This window comes from Streptomyces sp. GQFP (assembly GCF_021545335.1).
Lineage (GTDB): Bacteria > Actinomycetota > Actinomycetes > Streptomycetales > Streptomycetaceae > Streptomyces.
In genome coordinates this window covers 7,555,767-7,573,528 of sequence record NZ_CP089312.1, presented here as the reverse complement: position 1 = coordinate 7,573,528, position 17,762 = coordinate 7,555,767, and the positions used below count along the sequence as shown (strand labels likewise).

Here is a 17,762-nt window from a genome sequence, read left to right as displayed (position 1 = left end):
TTCGGGGGCGGAGCCCCCGATGGGGGTCCCCCCTACAACTCCGGCAACCCAGGCGCCACCTTCGCCGGCCGCCCCTCCAACGACTCCAACGCCAACCGAATCGCCTCGTCCAACTGCACATCCCGCCCGGCCGCGTAGTCCTGCGGAGCCTGCACGACCTCCACGTCCGGGTCGACCCCGTGGTTCTCCACGCCCCACCCGTAACCCTCAAGCCAGAACGCGTACTTGGGCTGAGTGACCAGCGTCCCGTCGACCAGCCGATACCGACTGTCGATGCCGATCACCCCACCCCACGTCCGCGTCCCCACCACAGGCCCGATCCCCAGCGCCTTGATCGCCGCGTTCACGATGTCCCCGTCCGACCCCGAGAACTCATTGGCGACAGCGACGACAGGCCCCCGAGGCGCGTCCTCCGGATAGCTGTACGGCCGTAGCCCACGCGGCAGATCCCACCCCACGATCCGCCGCGCCAGCTTCTCGACGACCAGCTGGGACGTATGCCCGCCCCGGTTCTCCCGGACGTCGACGACCAGCCCCTCCTTCGCGACCTCGATCCGCAGATCACGGTGGATCTGGGCCCACCCGGGCGCCTGCATGTCGGGGACGTGCAGATACCCGAGCCGCCCGCCCGACTTCTCGGCGACATACGCCCGCCGGTCCGTCACCCACGCGTGGTAGCGCAACGGCTCCTCGTCCGAGATGGGCACGACGACCACATGCCGCGAGTCACCGCCACCGGACGGCGAGATCGTCAGCTCGATGGGCTTGCCGGCCGTACCGACGAGCAGCGGACCGGGCCCGGCCACCGGATCGACGGGCTGCCCGGCGACGGCGATGATCGCGTCGCCCGGCCGCACCGCGACACCGGGCGCGGCGAGCGGCGAGACACCGTCGGGGTCGGACGTCTCGGCGGGCAGGATGCGGTCGATGCGCCACAGGGGCATGCCCTGGGGACCGTCCTCGTGCCGGGTGATGTCGGCGCCGAGGAGCCCCTGCCGCTCACCGCTGCCGTATCCGCCGCGCGGGGTGACGTACGCGTGCGAGGTCCCCAAGTCGCCCTGGACCTCCCAGAGAAGGTCGACGAGGTCGTCGTGGGTGGCGACCCGGTCGAGGACGGGACGGTAGCGGTCGAGGACGCCGTCCCAGTCGACCCCGCCCATGTCGGGGCGCCAGAAGTTGTCGCGCATGATGCGACCGTTCTCGTCGTACATCTGCCGCCACTCGACGGCCGGGTCGACCGACTGCCGGACCCGCGACAGGTCCACGGTGATGTTCGTGTCGCTCTCGTCGTCGTTCGAAGCACGCCGGTCACTCGGTACGACCTTCAGCTTGCCGTCGGTCCACAGCAGAACCCGCTTCCCGTCGCCGCTGACGGCGAAGTGGTCGGCGTCCCCGGCGAGGTGCTCGATGCGCTGCTGGGCGAGGTCGTACCGCTCCAGCTCGGTCTTCGGGTCGGGGTCGTCCGGCGTGGCCCGGGACGACCCCAGAACCCCCCGCACCGGGTGACGCAGCCACAGCACCCCGTCCTTGGCGGCCCGCAGGTTGGTGTAGCGGGCCGCCTCGACCGGGAACGGCACGATGCGGTCGGCGAGCCCGTCGAGGTCGATACGGGTCGCCGGGGCGCCCTCGCTGTCCGGGGTCTCGTCCTTGTCCGGCGCCTCGAAGGGCCGCCCGTGCCGCTGCGGCCCGAAGGGCGAGGGCGTGGTCGCGGCGAGGGGGATGAGGTGCGGACGCGAACCGCCGACAAAGGCGAGGTCGAAGACGTGCTCGTCGTAGACGGGGTCGAAGGACCGCGCCGACAGGAAGACAAGATGCTTGCCGTCGACCGTGAACGCGGGCGAATAGTCCCGGAACCGAAGAGGAGTCGCTTCCGTCACCGACAGATCAGTGGTGTTGGCGAGCTTGAGCTGACGCAACGGACGCGGCCCGGGATGGGACCAGGCCAGCCAGGCGGAGTCGGGCGAAAAGACGAGCCCGGACACATCCCCGTCCCCGCTCCGGTCGACCTCCCTCACCTCCCCCGACTCCCGCTCGACAAGCAGCACGCGCCCGTCGTGGGAGGCGACGGCGGCCCGGCTGCCGTCGGGCGCCATGGCGAGACCGAGGACCCGCCCGAGCTGACCGGCGGCGAGCCGACGCGGAGTGGCGCCGGGCGCGACCCCGGTCGCCGGGGCGAACTCCAGGGCGTCGTCGCCCTCCGCGTCCGTGACCCACACGGCCCACTCCTCGCCGTCCACGCGGAAGGCACGGGGCAGCCGGGCCCGTACGCCATGCCCGGAGGCAAGGACGCGAGCCGGCCCCGACCGGTGGGTGACCCAGTGCACGGATCCGCGCACCCCGATGGCACTGCCGCGCCCGGTGTGGTCGGGCGCCCCGGAGTTGAACCACCGCGAGGCACTGACCGGATGCGGCTGGAGATCGACACGCTGCCCGCCGAGCCGGATGTCGAGCCGCCGAGGCTCGGCCCCGTCCAGGTCGTCCAGCAACCACAGTTCACCGGCGGAGGAGTAGACGACACGGCTGCCGTCGCTCGCCGCGTGCCGGGCGTAGAACCCGTCAACGCCCGTGTGCCGCCGCAGATCGGACCCGTCCGCCAAGGACGAGTACAGCGCCCCGACACCCTCGTGATCGGAGAGAAAGGCGATCCGCTCCCCGACCCACACCGGGTACTCGAGGTTCCCGTCCAGCTCGGCATGCAGCCGTACGAACTCGCCTCCGCCCTCCCGATCGATCCACAACTTCCCCGCCGTACCGCCCCGATACCGCTTCCACCAGGCGGCCTCACGCCCCATGGGAGCGGAGAGCAGAACGGTCGCGGGCCCATAGGCGACATCCCCAACGGGCCCGTACGGCAGGACAGTTGCCGGGCCGCCGTCGAGCGGGATCGCCCGGGCCCAGGAGCGGCGGAGGCTGGCCTGTCCCTGGGTGCTGATGGCGAGGACCTGCCCGTCGGGGGTCCAGCCGCGCACCTGTGTCCTCGAACTGCCCCAGTAGGTGAGCCGGTTGGCGGACCCGCCGTCGATCGGGGCGACATGCACCTCGGGCGCGCCGTCGCGGGTGGACGTCCAGGCGAGTCGGGTGCCGTCCGGGGAGATACGGGGATGGGTCACCGGCACGTTGTCGGCGCTCACGCGCCAGGCCCGGCCACCGTCGAGCGGGGCGACCCAGACGTCGTCCTCGGCGGTGAAGGCGACCGAGTCGCCGTGCAGATGCGGAAACCGGAGATACGCAGGCGAAGAGGGCTGAGTCACCCGATCACCCTAAGCAGCGATCACGCCACTGGACAGGGGTTTCGGTCAGTTCCTTACGTGCGCCGGACCGTTATTTGCCCTCGACGGGCAGGCAGTTCGGATCCTGCCGGCACCAGATGGTCTTCGTCACGGTGACGGTCACGGTCGGCCCGGGCTCGCCGTTGTCCGGCGGGTTCCAGGTGACGGGCGGGGTGTACGTCGGTGTGGCGGGCGCGTCGCAGTTGCCGAGGCCGGTGACGCGGAACACCTGCTTGCCGTCGACCTTGGCGGTGAGGTCCCCGCGTACGCATCGGCCGTCGACGGCCCGCGTGACCCTGCCGGTGACGGTGATGTCCTTGCCGTCCCCGGTCTCGCCCTGACAGTCGACGCTGGCAACGGTGTTGACCGTCGCGGAGGGCGAACTCCCCGACGCAGAGGTCCTGTTGTCGCCGTCGACCGAGGCCGTGCAGGTGAGCCACTGGACGTCCACGTTCCGCCGCTCCAGCTCGCTGGTCGCGGTCTGGTCGGTGGTGAGGGAGACGGTGGCCGAAGTGAGCCCACCGGGATCACAGGCGACGACACCGCTCACGACGGCCACCACGAGTCCGGCCACCGCGACCGCCCTGCGGTGCCCGCGTGGCCGATGCAAAATCCGCCTCAAGGCCCCCATGGAGGGCAGCCTGCCACCGTCCCGCCCGACACGGAAGGGCGTAAACAGACAGGACCAGGAGGCGACTTAAGACCAGCGTCCGGTGCGGCCGAGCAGCAGCGCCGTCGCGGCGGTACCGGCGGTGGAGGTACGCAGCACAGTGGTGCCGAGCCGGTACGCCTTGGCCCCCGCCTCCTCGAACAGGGCCAACTCCTCGGGGGAAACGCCCCCTTCGGGCCCGACGACAAGCACGATGTCACCGGAGGACGGCAGTTCGGCGGTAGCGAGCGCCGCACTGCCATAGTCCCGGTCCTCGTGGAGTACGGCGGCGAAGTCGGCGTCGGCGAGAAGTGCGGCGACCTGCTTGCTGGTCGCGGCGTCCGCGACCTCGGGGAAACGCACCCGGCGGGACTGCTTGCCGGCCTCCCGGGCAGTGGCCCGCCACTTGGCGAGCGCCTTCAGCCCACGGTCGCCGCGCCACTGGGTGATACACCGGGAGGCGGCCCAGGGAACGATGGCGTCGACACCGGTCTCGGTCATCGTCTCGACGGCCAACTCGCCCCGATCGCCCTTGGGAAGAGCCTGAACCACGGTGATACGAGGAGACTCCGGGGGTTCCTCGACCACCGCCCCGAGCCGCAGAGCCAGCTGATCCTTGCCCTCGACACCGACGACCTCGCCCTCGGCCCAGCGCCCGGCCCCGTCGGTGAGGACGACGGCCTCGCCGACCCGCAGCCGCTTCACGGAGACCGCGTGCCGCCCTTCGGGACCGTCGAGGAGGAACTGCCGTACGTCGGGCACCTGCTCGACGACGAAAACGGGCGCGGTCACGCCGCCTCGCCCCCGTCCAGCAGCACGGCCCGAGCGGCGGCGATCTCCTCGGCCAGCACAGCCACCAGTTCCCCGGCCGGCAGTTCACGGGCCATCCGGTGCCCCTGTCCCGCCCACAGCGCCATGCCCTGCGCGTCGCCGGACGCGGCGGCCTTCTTGCGGAGCGGCGAGGTGAGGTGGTGGACCTCGGGGTAGGCGGCGGGGGCGTACGGGCCGTGCTCGCGCAGGAAACGGTTCACCAGACCCCGGGCGGGCCGGCCGGAGAACGCGCGCGTCAGCTCCGTACGGACGAAGAGCGGGTTGGTCAGCGCCTGCTTGTGCAGGGCGTGGGCGCCGGATTCCGGCGTGGCGAGGAAGGCGGTGCCGAGCTGGGCGGCACTGGCGCCTGCGGCAAGGACGGCGGCGATCTGACTGCCGCGCATGATCCCGCCGGCGGCGACGAGCGGCAGGTCGACGGTCTCGCGCACCTGGGCGAGGAGGGAAAGCAGCCCGATGGCGGAGCCGTCCGCCTCGGGATTGTCACGATGGGTGCCCTGGTGCCCGCCGGCCTCGACGCCCTGCACGATCACCGCGTCGGCCCCGGCCCGCTGCACGGCGAGGGCCTCGTCGGCGGTGGTGGCGGTGACGAGGGTGAGGGTGCCGGCGCGCCGGAGGGAGTTCAGGACGTCGCTGGTGGGCACCCCGAAGTGGAAGGAGACGACCGGGACGGGATTGTCGAGCAGTACGGCGAGCTTGGCGTCGTAGCCGTCGTCGCGCCCGCTGTCCGGGTCGCCCAGCTCGGTGTCGTACCAGGTGACCTCGCCGGCGAGCTGATGGGCGTAGACCTCGACGGCGGCGGGGTCGGCGTACTCAGGTTGCGGCATGAAGAGGTTCACGCCGAAGGGGCGGTTGGTGATCCCCCGTAGCGTCTTGATCTCCTGATACATCCCGTCGGCGGTTTTGTACCCCGCGGCAAGGAACCCGAGCCCGCCCGCTTCGGCGACGGCGCCGGCGAGCTGGGGGACGGAGACGCCGCCCGCCATGGGGGCCTGCACGATCGGGTGAGCGAAGAGATCGGTCAGCGCGGAGGACATGACGGCATGTTGTCACGTCCACAGCACAAGGTCCGAATCAGGCCGGGAGCATCTTTCTTCGCCCCCGCCGCCCCTACCCGTTCCCATCCCTGGGGGCTGCGCCCCCAGACCCCCGGCCGACACCATCCAGCCCCTCCGGCGTTTGAGGAGCGGGGGTTCGGGGGCGGAGCCCCCGAGGATGGGACGGGTAGGGGCGGCGGGGGCGAAACAAACCCCCGGCACCCACACCTCAGCGCCCGTTAAACGCATCCTTCAACCGCGAGAACAACCCCTGCTGCCCAGGCTGGAACTGCCCAGTAGGCCGTTCCTCCCCCCGCAACTTCGCCAGCTCCCGCAGCAACCGCTCCTGCTCAGGATCAAGCTTCGAAGGGGTCATGACCTCGACATGCACGATCAGGTCACCCCGACCCCCACCCCGAAGATGAGTAATCCCCCGCCCGTGCAGCGGAATCGACTGCCCGGACTGCGTGCCCGGACGGATGTCGACCTCCTCCAGACCGTCGAGCGTCTCCAGCGGCACCTTGGTGCCAAGAGACGCCGCCGTCATCGGCAGAGTCACCGTGCAGTGCAGATCGTCCCCACGCCGCTGGAACTGCGAGTGCGGCAGCTCATGGATCTCGACGTACAGGTCACCGGCGGGACCACCACCGGGCCCCACCTCACCCTCACCGGCGAGCTGGATCCTCGTACCGTTGTCGACACCCGCGGGAATCTTCACGGTCAGCGTCCGCCGCGACCGCACCCGGCCATCGCCCGCGCACTCGGGGCACGGCGTCGGGACGACGGTCCCGAACCCCTGGCACTGCGGGCAGGGCCGCGAGGTCATGACCTGGCCCAGGAAGGACCGCGTGACCTGGGACACCTCACCCCGCCCGCGACACATGTCGCAAGTCTGGGCAGAGGTCCCAGGAGCCGCACCCTCACCGCTACAGGTACCGCACACCACGGCCGTATCGACCTGGATGTCCTTGGTAGTACCGAAAGCAGCTTCATCGAGCTCGATATCGAGCCGGATCATCGCGTCCTGGCCGCGCCGCGTACGCGACCTCGGCCCCCGCTGGGACGCCGTTCCGAAGAACGCGTCCATGATGTCCGAGAAGTTCCCGAAGCCACCGGCGCCGAAGCCGCCCGCGCCTCCGCCGCCCGCCTGGGACAGCGGATCACCGCCGAGGTCGTAGACCTGCTTCTTCTGCGGGTCCGACAACACCTCGTATGCGGCGTTGATCTCCTTGAACCGCTCCTGCGTCTTCGGATCGGGGTTGACGTCCGGGTGCAGCTCGCGGGCGAGCCTCCTGAACGCCTTCTTGATCTCGTCCTGGGACGCGTCGCGGCGTACGCCGAGTACGGCGTAGTAGTCCGTGGCCACTTACGACTCCGCCAGGATCTGTCCGACGTACCGTGCCACTGCGCGTACCGCTCCCATCGTTCCCGGGTAGTCCATGCGGGTCGGTCCGACCACGCCGAGCTTGGCGACTGCCTCGCCGCCCGAACCGTAGCCGACCGACACGACGGACGTGGAGTTGAGTCCCTCGTATTTGTTCTCGTGACCGATTCGTACGGTCATGCTCGAATCCCCGGCCTCACCAAGGAGTTTGAGAAGTACGACCTGTTCCTCCAGAGCTTCGAGGACCGGCCTGATAGTGAGGGGAAAGTCATGTCCGAAGCGGGTCAGATTGGCGGTTCCGCCGATCATCAGCCGCTCCTCGGCCTCCTCGACGAGCGTCTCCAGGAGAGTGGAGAGCACCGTCGCGACCGTACCCCGGTCCTCCGCCTCGAAGGCGTCCGGGAGGTCCTGCACGAGCTGTGGCACGTCCGCGAAGCGGCGGCCCGCGACCCGGCTGTTGAGCCGCGCGCGTAGATCCGCCAGAGACGTCTCCCCGAAAGGCGCCGGGCAGTCGATCATCCGCTGCTCCACGCGGCCCGTGTCCGTGATCAGTACGAGCATCACGCGCGCGGGAGCGAGCGAGAGCAACTCCACGTGCCGCACGGTCGACCGGGTGAGCGAGGGGTACTGCACGACGGCAACTTGCCGCGTGAGCTGCGCAAGCAACCGAACAGTCCGCCCCACCACATCATCGAGATCGACGGCCCCGTCCAGGAAGTTCTGGATGGCACGCCGCTCGGGAGCGCTCATCGGCTTGACGCCGGCGAGCTTGTCGACGAAGAGCCGGTAGCCCTTTTCGGTCGGGATGCGCCCGGCGCTGGTGTGCGGCTGGGCGATGAAACCCTCGTCCTCCAGCGCCGCCATGTCGTTGCGGACGGTCGCCGGGGAGACCCCGAGGTTGTGCCGCTCGGTGAGAGCCTTGGACCCGACCGGTTCCTCGGTGCCGACATAGTCCTGGACGATGGCGCGCAGCACTTCGAGCCTGCGTTCACTGAGCATCGCGCACACCTCCAGCTGCTGTCGTCGTCCCCTGAGCGCTTACCCGGTGACCTTCCCTGGCACTCTTCGTGTGCGAGTGCCAGAGTTCCCCGGCCCAGTGTACGGCTGTCGGGTACGCCCCCGGCAAGGGCGGCCTGCGCCGATCTGCCGACGTGTACCGACCTGTCCTGCGATGTCGTGTCCGCGGCAACCCGGTCCTGGCGACCACTTCCTCCCCGTCCCGCTAGCGTCGCCGCATGAAGGTGACTTGGGAAGAGCCGGGGTGGCACGACCTGGGCTGGGAGCGCCTGGCGGCCGGGGTGGGCAGACGCCGGCTGCCGGTCTGGGACTGCACGGTGGGGCTGGTCGCGGGGGCGGGCGGCGCACTGTTGATCGACGCGGGATCGAGCCTCGCGGAGGGCGCGACCCTACGCCTGGAGGCCCAGAAACTCGCCGGCCGCCGTGTGGACTTTCTCGCACTGACGCACGTCCATTTCGACCATGTTTTCGGGGCGGCGGCGTTCGCGGGTGCACATGTCCTGGCGGCAGAAGGCACCGGGGACGAATTCGAGAAAGTGGGGCGCGAGGCGTTGTGCGCGGACGCCGTACGCAACGGTCTGGACGCCCGTACGGCGGAGGAGGCGGCGGACACCCTGGTGGTCCCGCACGAGGAGGTCGGGGGAACCCTGGCAGTTGCCCTGCGCAACGGCCCGGAGGTACTCCTGGTGAACGCCGGCCCCGGCCACACCCGCGGCGACCTGGTGGCCGTCGTACCGGGCGACCCGACCGTGGTCTTCTGCGGGGACCTGGTCGAGGAGTCGGGCGAACCCCAGGCGGGCCCCGACGCCGTACCGTCGCACTGGCCCGCGGCCCTGGACCACCTCCTGGCCCTGGGCGGCGAGGACGCGCTGTATGTCCCCGGTCACGGAGCGGTGGTGGACGCGGCGTTCGTACGGGCCCAACGGGACGCCCTGGCAACCCGTTTCGGCGTGTCGCGGCGGGGAGTGGACTGACGACTCGGGAGCTTCTCCTATCGTCATCCGAATGCGCCAGTACTCTCCGGACCTGACCCCACCGTGGAAGAAGCCCAAGCCCGTACCGCAGGTACCGGCGGAGCCCGGCCTGGTGGTCGAGGAGCCGGGTACGGGTTTCTGCGGCGCGGTGATCCGCTGCGAGGCGGGCACGGTCACCCTGGAGGACCGCTTCGGCAAACACCGGGTGTTCCCGCTGGAGCCGCGCGGGTTCCTGCTGGAGGGCAGGGTGGTGACGCTGGTAGGCCCGTCCGCCTCGGCCACCGCGCGCGTGCCCTCCCGCACGGCCTCCGGCTCGATCGCGGTCCCCGGTGCACGCGCGCGCGTGGCCCGCGCCGGGCGTATCTACGTCGAGGGCCGGCACGACGCGGAACTGGTCGAGAAGGTGTGGGGCGACGATCTGCGCATCGAGGGCGTGGTCGTGGAGTATCTGGAGGGCGTGGACGACCTCCCCGCGATCGTGGCCGAATTCGACCCCGGCCCGGACGCCCGCCTCGGCGTCCTCGTGGACCACCTGGTCCCGGGCAGCAAGGAGTCCCGTATCGCGGCCTCGGTGACCAGCGAGCACGCCTTGGTCGTCGGCCACCCCTACATCGACATCTGGGAGGCGGTGAAACCGTCGTCCCTGGGCATTGCGTCCTGGCCCCGGATCCCCCACGGCCAGGACTGGAAGACCGGCGTGTGCAGGGCCCTCGGCTGGCCGGAGAACACGGGCGCGGTGTGGCAGGCGATCCTGAAGCGGGTGAGTTCCTACCGCGACCTGGAGCCGGAACTACTGGGCCGAGTGGAACACCTGATCGACTTCGTAACGGCACCGGAGTGAGCGCGGGGGCAGTTTGTTTCGCCCCCGCCCTCGGGGGCTCCGCCCCCGAACCCCCTTTGTCCTCAAACGCCGGACGGGCTGACAAACCAGCCCGTCCGGCGTTTGAGGACGAGGCCGTTCAGGCCGAAAGGGGGGTCTGGGGGCGCAGCCCCCAGGGATGGGACGGGTAGGGGCGGCGGGGGCGAAAAGAACCCTCAGTCCACCAGATCCCGCACCACCGCATCCGCCAACAACCGCCCCCGCAACGTAAGCACAGCCCGCCCAGCCTCATACGGACCAGCCCGAAGCAACCCCTCCCCCAGCGCCCGCCGAGCCGCCCCAAGCCCCTCCGCACGCAGCAGAGACAGCGGAACCCCCTCCCGCAACCTCAGCTCCAGCAACACCCGCTCCACCCGCCGGTCCTCCTCCGACAGCACCTCCCGCCCCGCCCCCGGCGACCGCCCCACCCCCAACGCCCCCGCATACGCCCCCGGATGCTTCACGTTCCACCACCGAACCCCACCGACATGCGAATGCGCCCCGGGCCCCGCCCCCCACCAGTCAGCACCCCGCCAGTACAGCTCGTTGTGAAGACACCGAGCAGCCACAGACGTAGCCCAGTTCGACACCTCGTACCAGTCAAAACCGGCCGCCCCCAACACCTCATCGGCGATCAGATACCGATCCGCGTGCACGTCATCGTCGGTCATCGGCACCTCCCCCCGCCGAATACGCCGAGCCAGCTGCGTACCCTCCTCCACGATCAGGGCATACGCGCTGACGTGATCCGGCCCAGCCCCCAGCACCGCGTCGAGCGAGGCCCGCCAGTCGTCATCGGTCTCACCAGGGGTGCCGTAGATCAGATCGAGGTTCACGTGCTCGAACCCCACGGCCCGCGCCTCCGCGACACACGCCTCCGGACGCCCCGGCGTGTGCGTACGGTCCAGCACCTTCAGCACATGCTGCTTCGCACTCTGCATCCCGAACGAGATCCGGTTGAAACCCCCCTCACGCAGAGTGGCCAGATACCGCTCGTCCACGGACTCCGGATTCGCCTCGGTCGTCACCTCGGCGTCATCCGCGAGGCCGAACTCGTCCCGGATCGCCCCCAACATCCGTACAAGATCGTCGGCGGCCAGCAGCGTAGGAGTGCCGCCTCCGACGAAAACGGTACGGACCGGCCGCGGATCGTCGCCCAGCACCTTCCGCGCCAGCCGCACCTCGTCGATCAGGGTGTCCGCGTAGTTGTCACGGGACGCCAGGACACCGCCTGTGCCGCGCAGCTCGGTCGCCGTGTAGGTGTTGAAGTCGCAGTAGCCGCAGCGGGTCGCGCAGTACGGGACGTGGAGATAGAACCCGAGGGGACGGTCCGCGGCCCCGGCGAGCGCGGAGGCGGGCAGGGAGCCGTCGTCGGGGACGGGATCACCGTCGGGAAGTGCGGAGGGCATGCCCTCCATTGTCCAGCACCGGCGGGACAACCCGCCCGACGCCCACCCACGGCCCGCCCACGGCCCACCCTGCCCGCTAGGTCTGCAGCACCAGCAGCGCCAGATCGTCCTCGGGCGGCTTCTCCCCGAACTCGTGCACGAGCCGCCGGATACGTTCCGCGATCAGCTGCGCACTCAGCCCGGCGCAGCCCGAGAGGGCGCTCGCCAGCCCGTCGCCGTCGTCGAACTGGCGGGGCCCGCAGCGCCGCTCGGTGACCCCGTCGGTGACGCACAGCAGGCTGTCACCGGGCCGCAGCTCGAAGCTCTCGCTCGTGTACGTCTCGTCCTCGACGACCCCGAGCAGCGTCTGCGGTTCGGCGACCGTGAGGACCTCACCGCTCGCCCGGAGCACCAGGGGCAGCGGATGCCCGGCCGAGGCGAGGGTGCAGCGCACGCCTCCGTCGAAGGGGACGAGTTCGCCGTACAGGAGGGAGAGAAAGCGGGTCTGCGGCCCCTCACCGGGCCGTACCGCGACAGGCCCCGGAACACCCGAGGCAGCCGCTACCGCCGACCGCCCGTCCGCCGCGACCAACGCCCGAGCCGCCGCATCCGCCGTCTCCGTCGCATCGTCGAGCAGCAGCTGGTTGAGCCGGTCGAGCACGTCCGCGACCCGATACCCCTCGCGGGCGAGCAGCCGCAGCCACGGCCGTGCCAGCCCGATCACCACAGCCGCCTCCGGCCCCTTGCCCTGGACGTCGCCGACGGCGAAGCACCAGCGGCCGTCGCCGGCCGGGAACAGGTCGTAGAAGTCGCCGCTGGGCCCGCCCTTGTCGCAGGGCTCGTAGACGAGAGCACTGCTCACACCGGGGATCTCAGCGACCGCGCCGGGCAGCAGCCCGCGCTGGAGGATACGGCTGATGGTGGCCTGGCGGGCGTACTGGCGGGCGGCGCCGATGGCGAGCGCGACCCGGCGGCCGAGATCCTCGACCAGGCCGGTGACCTCGTCGGGGAAGCGGATCATCCCGGCCCGCCCGATGACCAGCGTGCCGAGCGGCCGGCCGCCCGCGACCAGCCGGTAGGCGAGCGCGGCGCCGGTCTCCCCGCGCCCGCCGAGCGCCTCGCCCGGCCAGGGCACGGGGACCGGTCCGGTCCTGGTGGTGTCGGGCGTACGCGGCGGATCCGTCTCCAGGGCGCGGCGCAGCTCCTCGATACGGTCCTCGCTGCTGTGCCAGACCCGAGCGAGCCGCGGCCCACCTCCCCCGCCGCTCCCGTCGCCCCAGCTCACGCTGCTGCCGCTCCCGCGCCCCATCGACTCGTCCTCCAGCCACACGGCGCACCAGTCGGCGAGGCGCGGCACGAGGAGCTGTCCGGTGAGCGCGGCGACGAGATCCTCGTCGAGCTGTCCGGCGAGCAGGTCGGAGGCCTCGGCGAGGAAGGAGAGGGCGCCGTGGTTCAGCCACTCCTGGTCGCGGGCGCCGCGCTGCGGCTCGGGGGCGAGGATCTCGGCGACCCGTAACCCGTGCCCGAGGGCGTGCGTGCCGGCATACGTCTCGATGTCGTCGTCGAGCGTGACGCCCTCGGCGGGGAGCCGCGCCCAGACGGTCTTGGTGCCGGTGCGGTAGGTGACGCCCCAGGCCTCGGAGAGTACGGAGACGAGGCGGAGGCCACGCCCGTACTCCGGTATGTCGTACGGGAGTTCCGCACCGCCGTCCCTGGGCGCGCGGGAGGGATGGTGATCGGACACCTCGACGACGAGCGCGACGCCGACCCCCTCCTCCGCCTCGTCCCCCTCCTCCGGTGTCTCCAGACGGCACGCCAGCTCAACATCCGTCCCCGCGTGGACGACGGCGTTGGTGACGAGTTCGCTGACGACCACCATCGCGTCGTCGACGAGCCGCTCGGGCAGCGATGCGGCACCGTGCAGGCCGAGGCGGGCCCATTCGGCGAGGGCCGCGCGTACGAGGCAACGGGCGGCACCGGGCGCGAGGGGGCCGCCACCGAGCGTGGCGTGGGTGACCGCGCGCCGGTCCACACCCCAGCGCGCGGGCGCACCGGACGCACGGGACGGCGCGCGGGACACGGTCTCCCGTTGCGTCGGAATGGCCCCCATCGACAGCTCCCGAGCAGTTCGGACGAATGCACCTCAGTGGACGCGGACAGAGTGACAGACTGGCCCCGCCCATAAGCGCCGAGTTACCGAAGTGGGCCGCCATGAGTGAGAACAGTGCTACGCAAGTGCTCGAAGACGGACAGAATCCGCCATCCGATCAGGTTCGGACATCTGATCAGGTGCGGGCATCCGATCTGCGTCCGCTGCTCGCCGCGATGACGGCGGCCCGTGACGGGAACTTCGCGAAGGTGCCGGAGACCGGCCACGGTCTGGTGGCGGAACTCAGCTCCGCGTTCAACCAGATCATGGACCGCAATCTGCACTTCAACTCCGAGGTTCAGCGCGTACGTCGGGACCTGATCCGGCACGGTCGCCTCGACGAGCGGCTCTCCGCGAGCCCCGGCCAGGGCCACTGGACGTCCCGCGTCAACGACGTGAACGGCCTGCTGGACGCCCTCGTGGCTCCCGCGGCGAACGCGACGCGTGTCCTGGACGCGGTGGCCGGCGGCGATCTGACCCAGCGGGTCGATCTGCACGACGGGAACCGGCAGTTGCGCGGCGATCTGCGCCGACTGGGCAGAGCCGTCAACAAGATGGTCGACCAGTTGTCGCTGTTCACCGGTGAGGTGACCCGGGTCGCGCGCGAGGTCGGTACGGAGGGGCGGCTCGGCGGACGCGCCAAGGTGCAGGGTCTGTCGGGCAGTTGGCGTGATGTGACCGAGGCGGTCAACACAATGGCGTCCCGGCTGACGGCCCAGGTCCGTGACATCGCCCTGGTGACCACGGCGGTGGCCCGCGGCGATCTGACCCGCACGGTGACGGTCGAGGCGACCGGCGAACTCCTCGAACTGAAGCTGACCGTCAACACGATGGTCGACCAGCTCTCCGCGTTCGCCGACGAGGTGACGCGGGTCGCCCGCGAGGTGGGCACCGAGGGCCAGTTGGGCGGCCGGGCGCAAGTGAGGGGCGTGTCGGGCGTCTGGAAGGACCTCACCGACAACGTCAACTTCATGGCGTCGAACCTGACTTCACAGGTACGGAACATCGCCCAGGTCACGACGGCCGTGGCGAACGGCGACCTGAGCCAGAAGATCACGGTCGACGCGAAGGGCGAGATCCTCGAACTCAAGTCGACCATCAACACCATGGTCGACCAGCTCTCCGCCTTCGCCGACGAGGTCACACGCGTGGCCCGCGAGGTCGGCACGGAGGGCAACCTCGGTGGACGCGCCCAGGTGCGAGGCGTGTCGGGCGTCTGGAAGGACCTCACCGACAACGTCAACTTCATGGCGGACAACCTGACGTCGCAGGTCCGCAACATCGCGCTCGTCTCCACGGCCGTGGCCCAGGGAGACCTCGGCAAGAAGATCACAGTGGAGGCGAAGGGCGAGATCCTCGAACTGAAGTCGACGATCAACACCATGGTCGACCAACTCTCCGCGTTCGCCGACGAGGTCACACGCGTAGCCCGCGAGGTCGGTACAGAGGGCAACCTCGGTGGCCAGGCGCAGGTGAGAGGTGTATCGGGCGTCTGGAAAGACCTGACCGACAACGTCAACTTCATGGCGCTGAACCTGACTTCACAGGTACGGAACATCGCCCAGGTGACGACAGCCGTCGCGAACGGCGACCTGTCGAAGAAGATCACGGTCGACGCCCGAGGCGAGATCCTCGAACTGAAGGACACCGTCAACACGATGGTGGAGCAGCTGCGCGCCTTCGCCGACGAGGTGACGCGGGTCGCCCGCGAGGTAGGCACCGACGGCCGACTGGGCGGCCGGGCCCAGGTGTTGGGCGTGTCCGGGGTCTGGCGGGACCTGACCGACAACGTCAACTACATGGCGGACAACCTGACTTCGCAGGTCCGCAACATCGCCCAGGTGGCGACGGCGGTGGCCCAGGGCGACCTCTCGAAGAAGATCGACGTGGACGCGCGGGGCGAGATCCTCGAACTGAAGACGACGATCAACACGATGGTGGACACGCTCTCCTCCTTCTCCTCCGAGGTCACGCGGGTGGCCCGCGAGGTGGGCATCGACGGCCAACTCGGCGGCCAGGCAAGGGTCGAGGGCGTGTACGGCACCTGGAAGCGCCTCACGACCAACGTGAACGAACTCGCCCTGAACCTCACCACCCAGGTCCGCGCGATCGCCGAGGTCGCTTCGGCGGTGGCCCAGGGAGACATGTCCCGTTCCATCTCGGTGGAGACGCGCGGCGAGGTCGCCGAGCTGAAGGACAACATCAACCTGATGGTGGCCAACCTCCGTGAGACGACCCGCGCGAAGGACTGGCTGGAGTCGAACCTGGCCCGCCTGGCCGCCCTGATGCAGGGCCACCGGGACCTGATGGAGGTCGCCGACCTGATCCTGCGCGAGCTGACCCCGCTGGTGAACGCGCAGTACGGCGCGTTCTTCCTGGCCGACCCGGACGAGGACAGCGCCAGCCTGAGCGCGCCGATCCCGGCCAAGGGCCTGGCGTTCATCGCCGGATACGGCTCGGCGCAGGGGGCGACGGTCGACACGGGCGGGATGCCGGTGCACGGCCTCGTCCGCCAGGCGGCGCGCGAGAAGAAGCGGATTCTGGTGGAGGAGGCCCCGCCGGACTACATCAAGATCAACAGCGGGTTGGGGGAGGCGGCCCCGGCCAGCGTCGTCATCATCCCGATCCTCTTCGAGGACAAGCTGCTCGGCGTGATCGAACTCGCCTCGTTCTCCCGCTTCTCGGATGTCCACCTGGCGTTCTTCGACCAGTTCGTGAACACGATCGGCGTCGCGATCAACACGATCATCGCCAACTCCCGTACGGAGTCCCTGCTCGGCGAGTCCCAGCGCCTCGCCATGCAGCTCCAGGAACGCTCGGACGAACTCCAGAAGCAGCAGGCGGAGTTGCAGCGCTCGAACGCGGAACTGGAGGAGAAGGCAGCCTTGTTGGCGACATCGTCCCAGTACAAATCAGAGTTCCTGGCGAACATGTCCCACGAACTCCGCACCCCCCTCAACTCGCTCCTCATCCTGGCCCGCCTGCTCTCGGACAACCCGGACGGTCATCTCACCGACCAGGAGGTCCAGTTCGCGACGACGATCCACCGCTCGGGCTCGGATCTCCTCCAGCTCATCAACGACATCCTCGACCTGTCGAAGATCGAGGCCGGCCGGATGGACGTACGCCCGAAGAAGCTGCCGCTGATCAAGCTCCTCGACTACGTCCACGCGACCTTCCGCCCGCTCACCCTCGACCGGGGGCTCGCGTTCGAGGTGGCGGTCGGTGCGGACGTACCGCGCGAGATGTACTCGGACGAGCAGCGGTTGCAGCAGATCCTGCGCAACCTCCTCTCCAACGCGATCAAGTTCACGGCGACCGGCCGGGTGGAACTCCGAGTCAGCCGGATCACCGACCCCGATCACCTCTACACCCGCGAGAACAGCGACGACGTGATCTCCTTCGCCGTCTCCGACACGGGCATCGGCATCGCCCCCGAGAAACTCCCGGTGATCTTCGAAGCGTTCCAGCAGGCCGACGGCACGACGAACCGCAAGTACGGCGGCACGGGCCTCGGTCTGTCCATCAGCCGGGAGATCGCGGGCCTGCTGGGCGGCAGAATCATCGCCGAGAGCGTGCCGACCAAGGGCTCGACCTTCACCCTGTACGTGCCTGTCGTGAGCCCCGGCCACACGCCGAGCGGGAACACGCCGAAGGACCACCAACTGGCGCTGCCCGAGCAGCTGTCCACCGAGCCCTACACGGCCCACGACACGGACGACTCCTGGCCCGCGCCGACCAAGCTGGAGGCGTGGAAGGTGGGCCGGGCGGGCCAAGTCCTGCCCGGGCGGCGGGTGTTGATCGTCGACGACGACATCCGCAACGTCTTCGCGCTCACCCATGTGCTGGGGCGGGTCGGGATGCCGGTGCTGTACGCGGAGAACGGCCGCGAAGGCATCGAGACGCTGGAGCGCAACCCGGACGTCGAACTCGTACTGATGGACATCATGATGCCGGAGATGGACGGCTACGAGACGATCTCCGCCGTCCGGCGCACCCCGCGCTGGGCGGACCTGCCCATCGTCGCCCTCACCGCCAAGGCGATGCCCGGTGACCGCGAGAAGTCGATCGCCCGCGGCGCCAACGACTACGTACCCAAGCCCGTCGATGTCGACCAGTTGCTGACCGTGGTCTGCGCGCTCCTGGACCCCGAGCGCCCCAACGGCGAAGCGCTGGACAAGACGGCGACCGAGTGAGGCACGGTCACG

Annotated in this window: 11 protein-coding genes; 3 read left to right on the top strand and 8 right to left on the bottom strand. The window is 70.1% G+C overall.

All coding sequences use genetic code 11. The annotated features are described in order from the left end of the window. Positions 1-32: 32 nt before the first annotated feature. The 6 genes from LUX31_RS34235 to hrcA all read right to left on the bottom strand — a co-directional run bounded on the left by LUX31_RS34235 (position 33) and on the right by hrcA (position 8,166). On the bottom strand, positions 33-3,251 hold the full coding sequence (locus LUX31_RS34235) for a S41 family peptidase (RefSeq protein WP_235479183.1): 3,219 nt from the start codon (positions 3,249-3,251) through the stop codon (positions 33-35). 70 nt (positions 3,252-3,321) lie between these two features. Beyond that, on the bottom strand, positions 3,322-3,900 hold the full coding sequence (locus LUX31_RS34230; RefSeq protein ID WP_235479182.1) for a hypothetical protein: 579 nt from the start codon (positions 3,898-3,900) through the stop codon (positions 3,322-3,324). A 66-nt stretch (positions 3,901-3,966) separates the two neighbouring features. Further along, positions 3,967-4,710: a 16S rRNA (uracil(1498)-N(3))-methyltransferase gene (locus tag LUX31_RS34225; RefSeq protein WP_235479181.1), complete on the bottom strand. Its 744-nt coding sequence runs from the start codon at positions 4,708-4,710 to the stop codon at positions 3,967-3,969. Then, on the bottom strand, positions 4,707-5,783 hold the full coding sequence (locus LUX31_RS34220; RefSeq protein ID WP_235479180.1) for a nitronate monooxygenase: 1,077 nt from the start codon (positions 5,781-5,783) through the stop codon (positions 4,707-4,709). Before LUX31_RS34220 ends, LUX31_RS34225 begins: the two co-directional genes overlap by 4 nt. Before the next feature lie 229 nt (positions 5,784-6,012). Next, complete coding sequence (gene dnaJ, locus LUX31_RS34215; RefSeq protein ID WP_235479179.1) at positions 6,013-7,149, bottom strand: molecular chaperone DnaJ; 1,137 nt, start codon at positions 7,147-7,149, stop codon at positions 6,013-6,015. Beyond that, on the bottom strand, positions 7,150-8,166 hold the full coding sequence (gene hrcA, locus LUX31_RS34210; RefSeq protein ID WP_235479178.1) for a heat-inducible transcriptional repressor HrcA: 1,017 nt from the start codon (positions 8,164-8,166) through the stop codon (positions 7,150-7,152). It lies immediately after the preceding gene. A 236-nt stretch (positions 8,167-8,402) separates the two neighbouring features. Here hrcA and LUX31_RS34205 point away from each other — a divergent pair, with 236 nt between their 5' ends. Together LUX31_RS34205 and LUX31_RS34200 are read left to right on the top strand one after the other, a co-directional pair. Next, the gene (locus LUX31_RS34205) at positions 8,403-9,158 is read left to right on the top strand and encodes an MBL fold metallo-hydrolase (protein ID WP_235479177.1); all 756 of its coding nucleotides are present in this window, start codon (positions 8,403-8,405) and stop codon (positions 9,156-9,158) included. A gap of 31 nt (positions 9,159-9,189) precedes the next feature. Continuing rightward, positions 9,190-9,999, top strand: a complete 810-nt coding sequence (locus LUX31_RS34200; RefSeq protein WP_235479176.1) for a DUF3097 domain-containing protein — start codon at positions 9,190-9,192, stop codon at positions 9,997-9,999. A 194-nt stretch (positions 10,000-10,193) separates the two neighbouring features. On the opposite strand, the gene hemW is transcribed toward LUX31_RS34200, so the two are convergent. Continuing rightward, a complete protein-coding gene (gene hemW / locus LUX31_RS34195) occupies positions 10,194-11,426 on the bottom strand; it encodes a radical SAM family heme chaperone HemW (protein WP_235479175.1) in 1,233 nt (410 codons plus the stop codon). Between the two features lie 76 nt (positions 11,427-11,502). Next, the gene (locus LUX31_RS34190; protein WP_235479174.1) at positions 11,503-13,515 is read right to left on the bottom strand and encodes an ATP-binding SpoIIE family protein phosphatase; all 2,013 of its coding nucleotides are present in this window, start codon (positions 13,513-13,515) and stop codon (positions 11,503-11,505) included. A gap of 215 nt (positions 13,516-13,730) precedes the next feature. Here LUX31_RS34190 and LUX31_RS34185 point away from each other — a divergent pair, with 215 nt between their 5' ends. Beyond that, a complete protein-coding gene (locus LUX31_RS34185; protein ID WP_235480150.1) occupies positions 13,731-17,750 on the top strand; it encodes a HAMP domain-containing protein in 4,020 nt (1,339 codons plus the stop codon). The last annotated feature ends 12 nt before the right edge of the window (positions 17,751-17,762 follow it).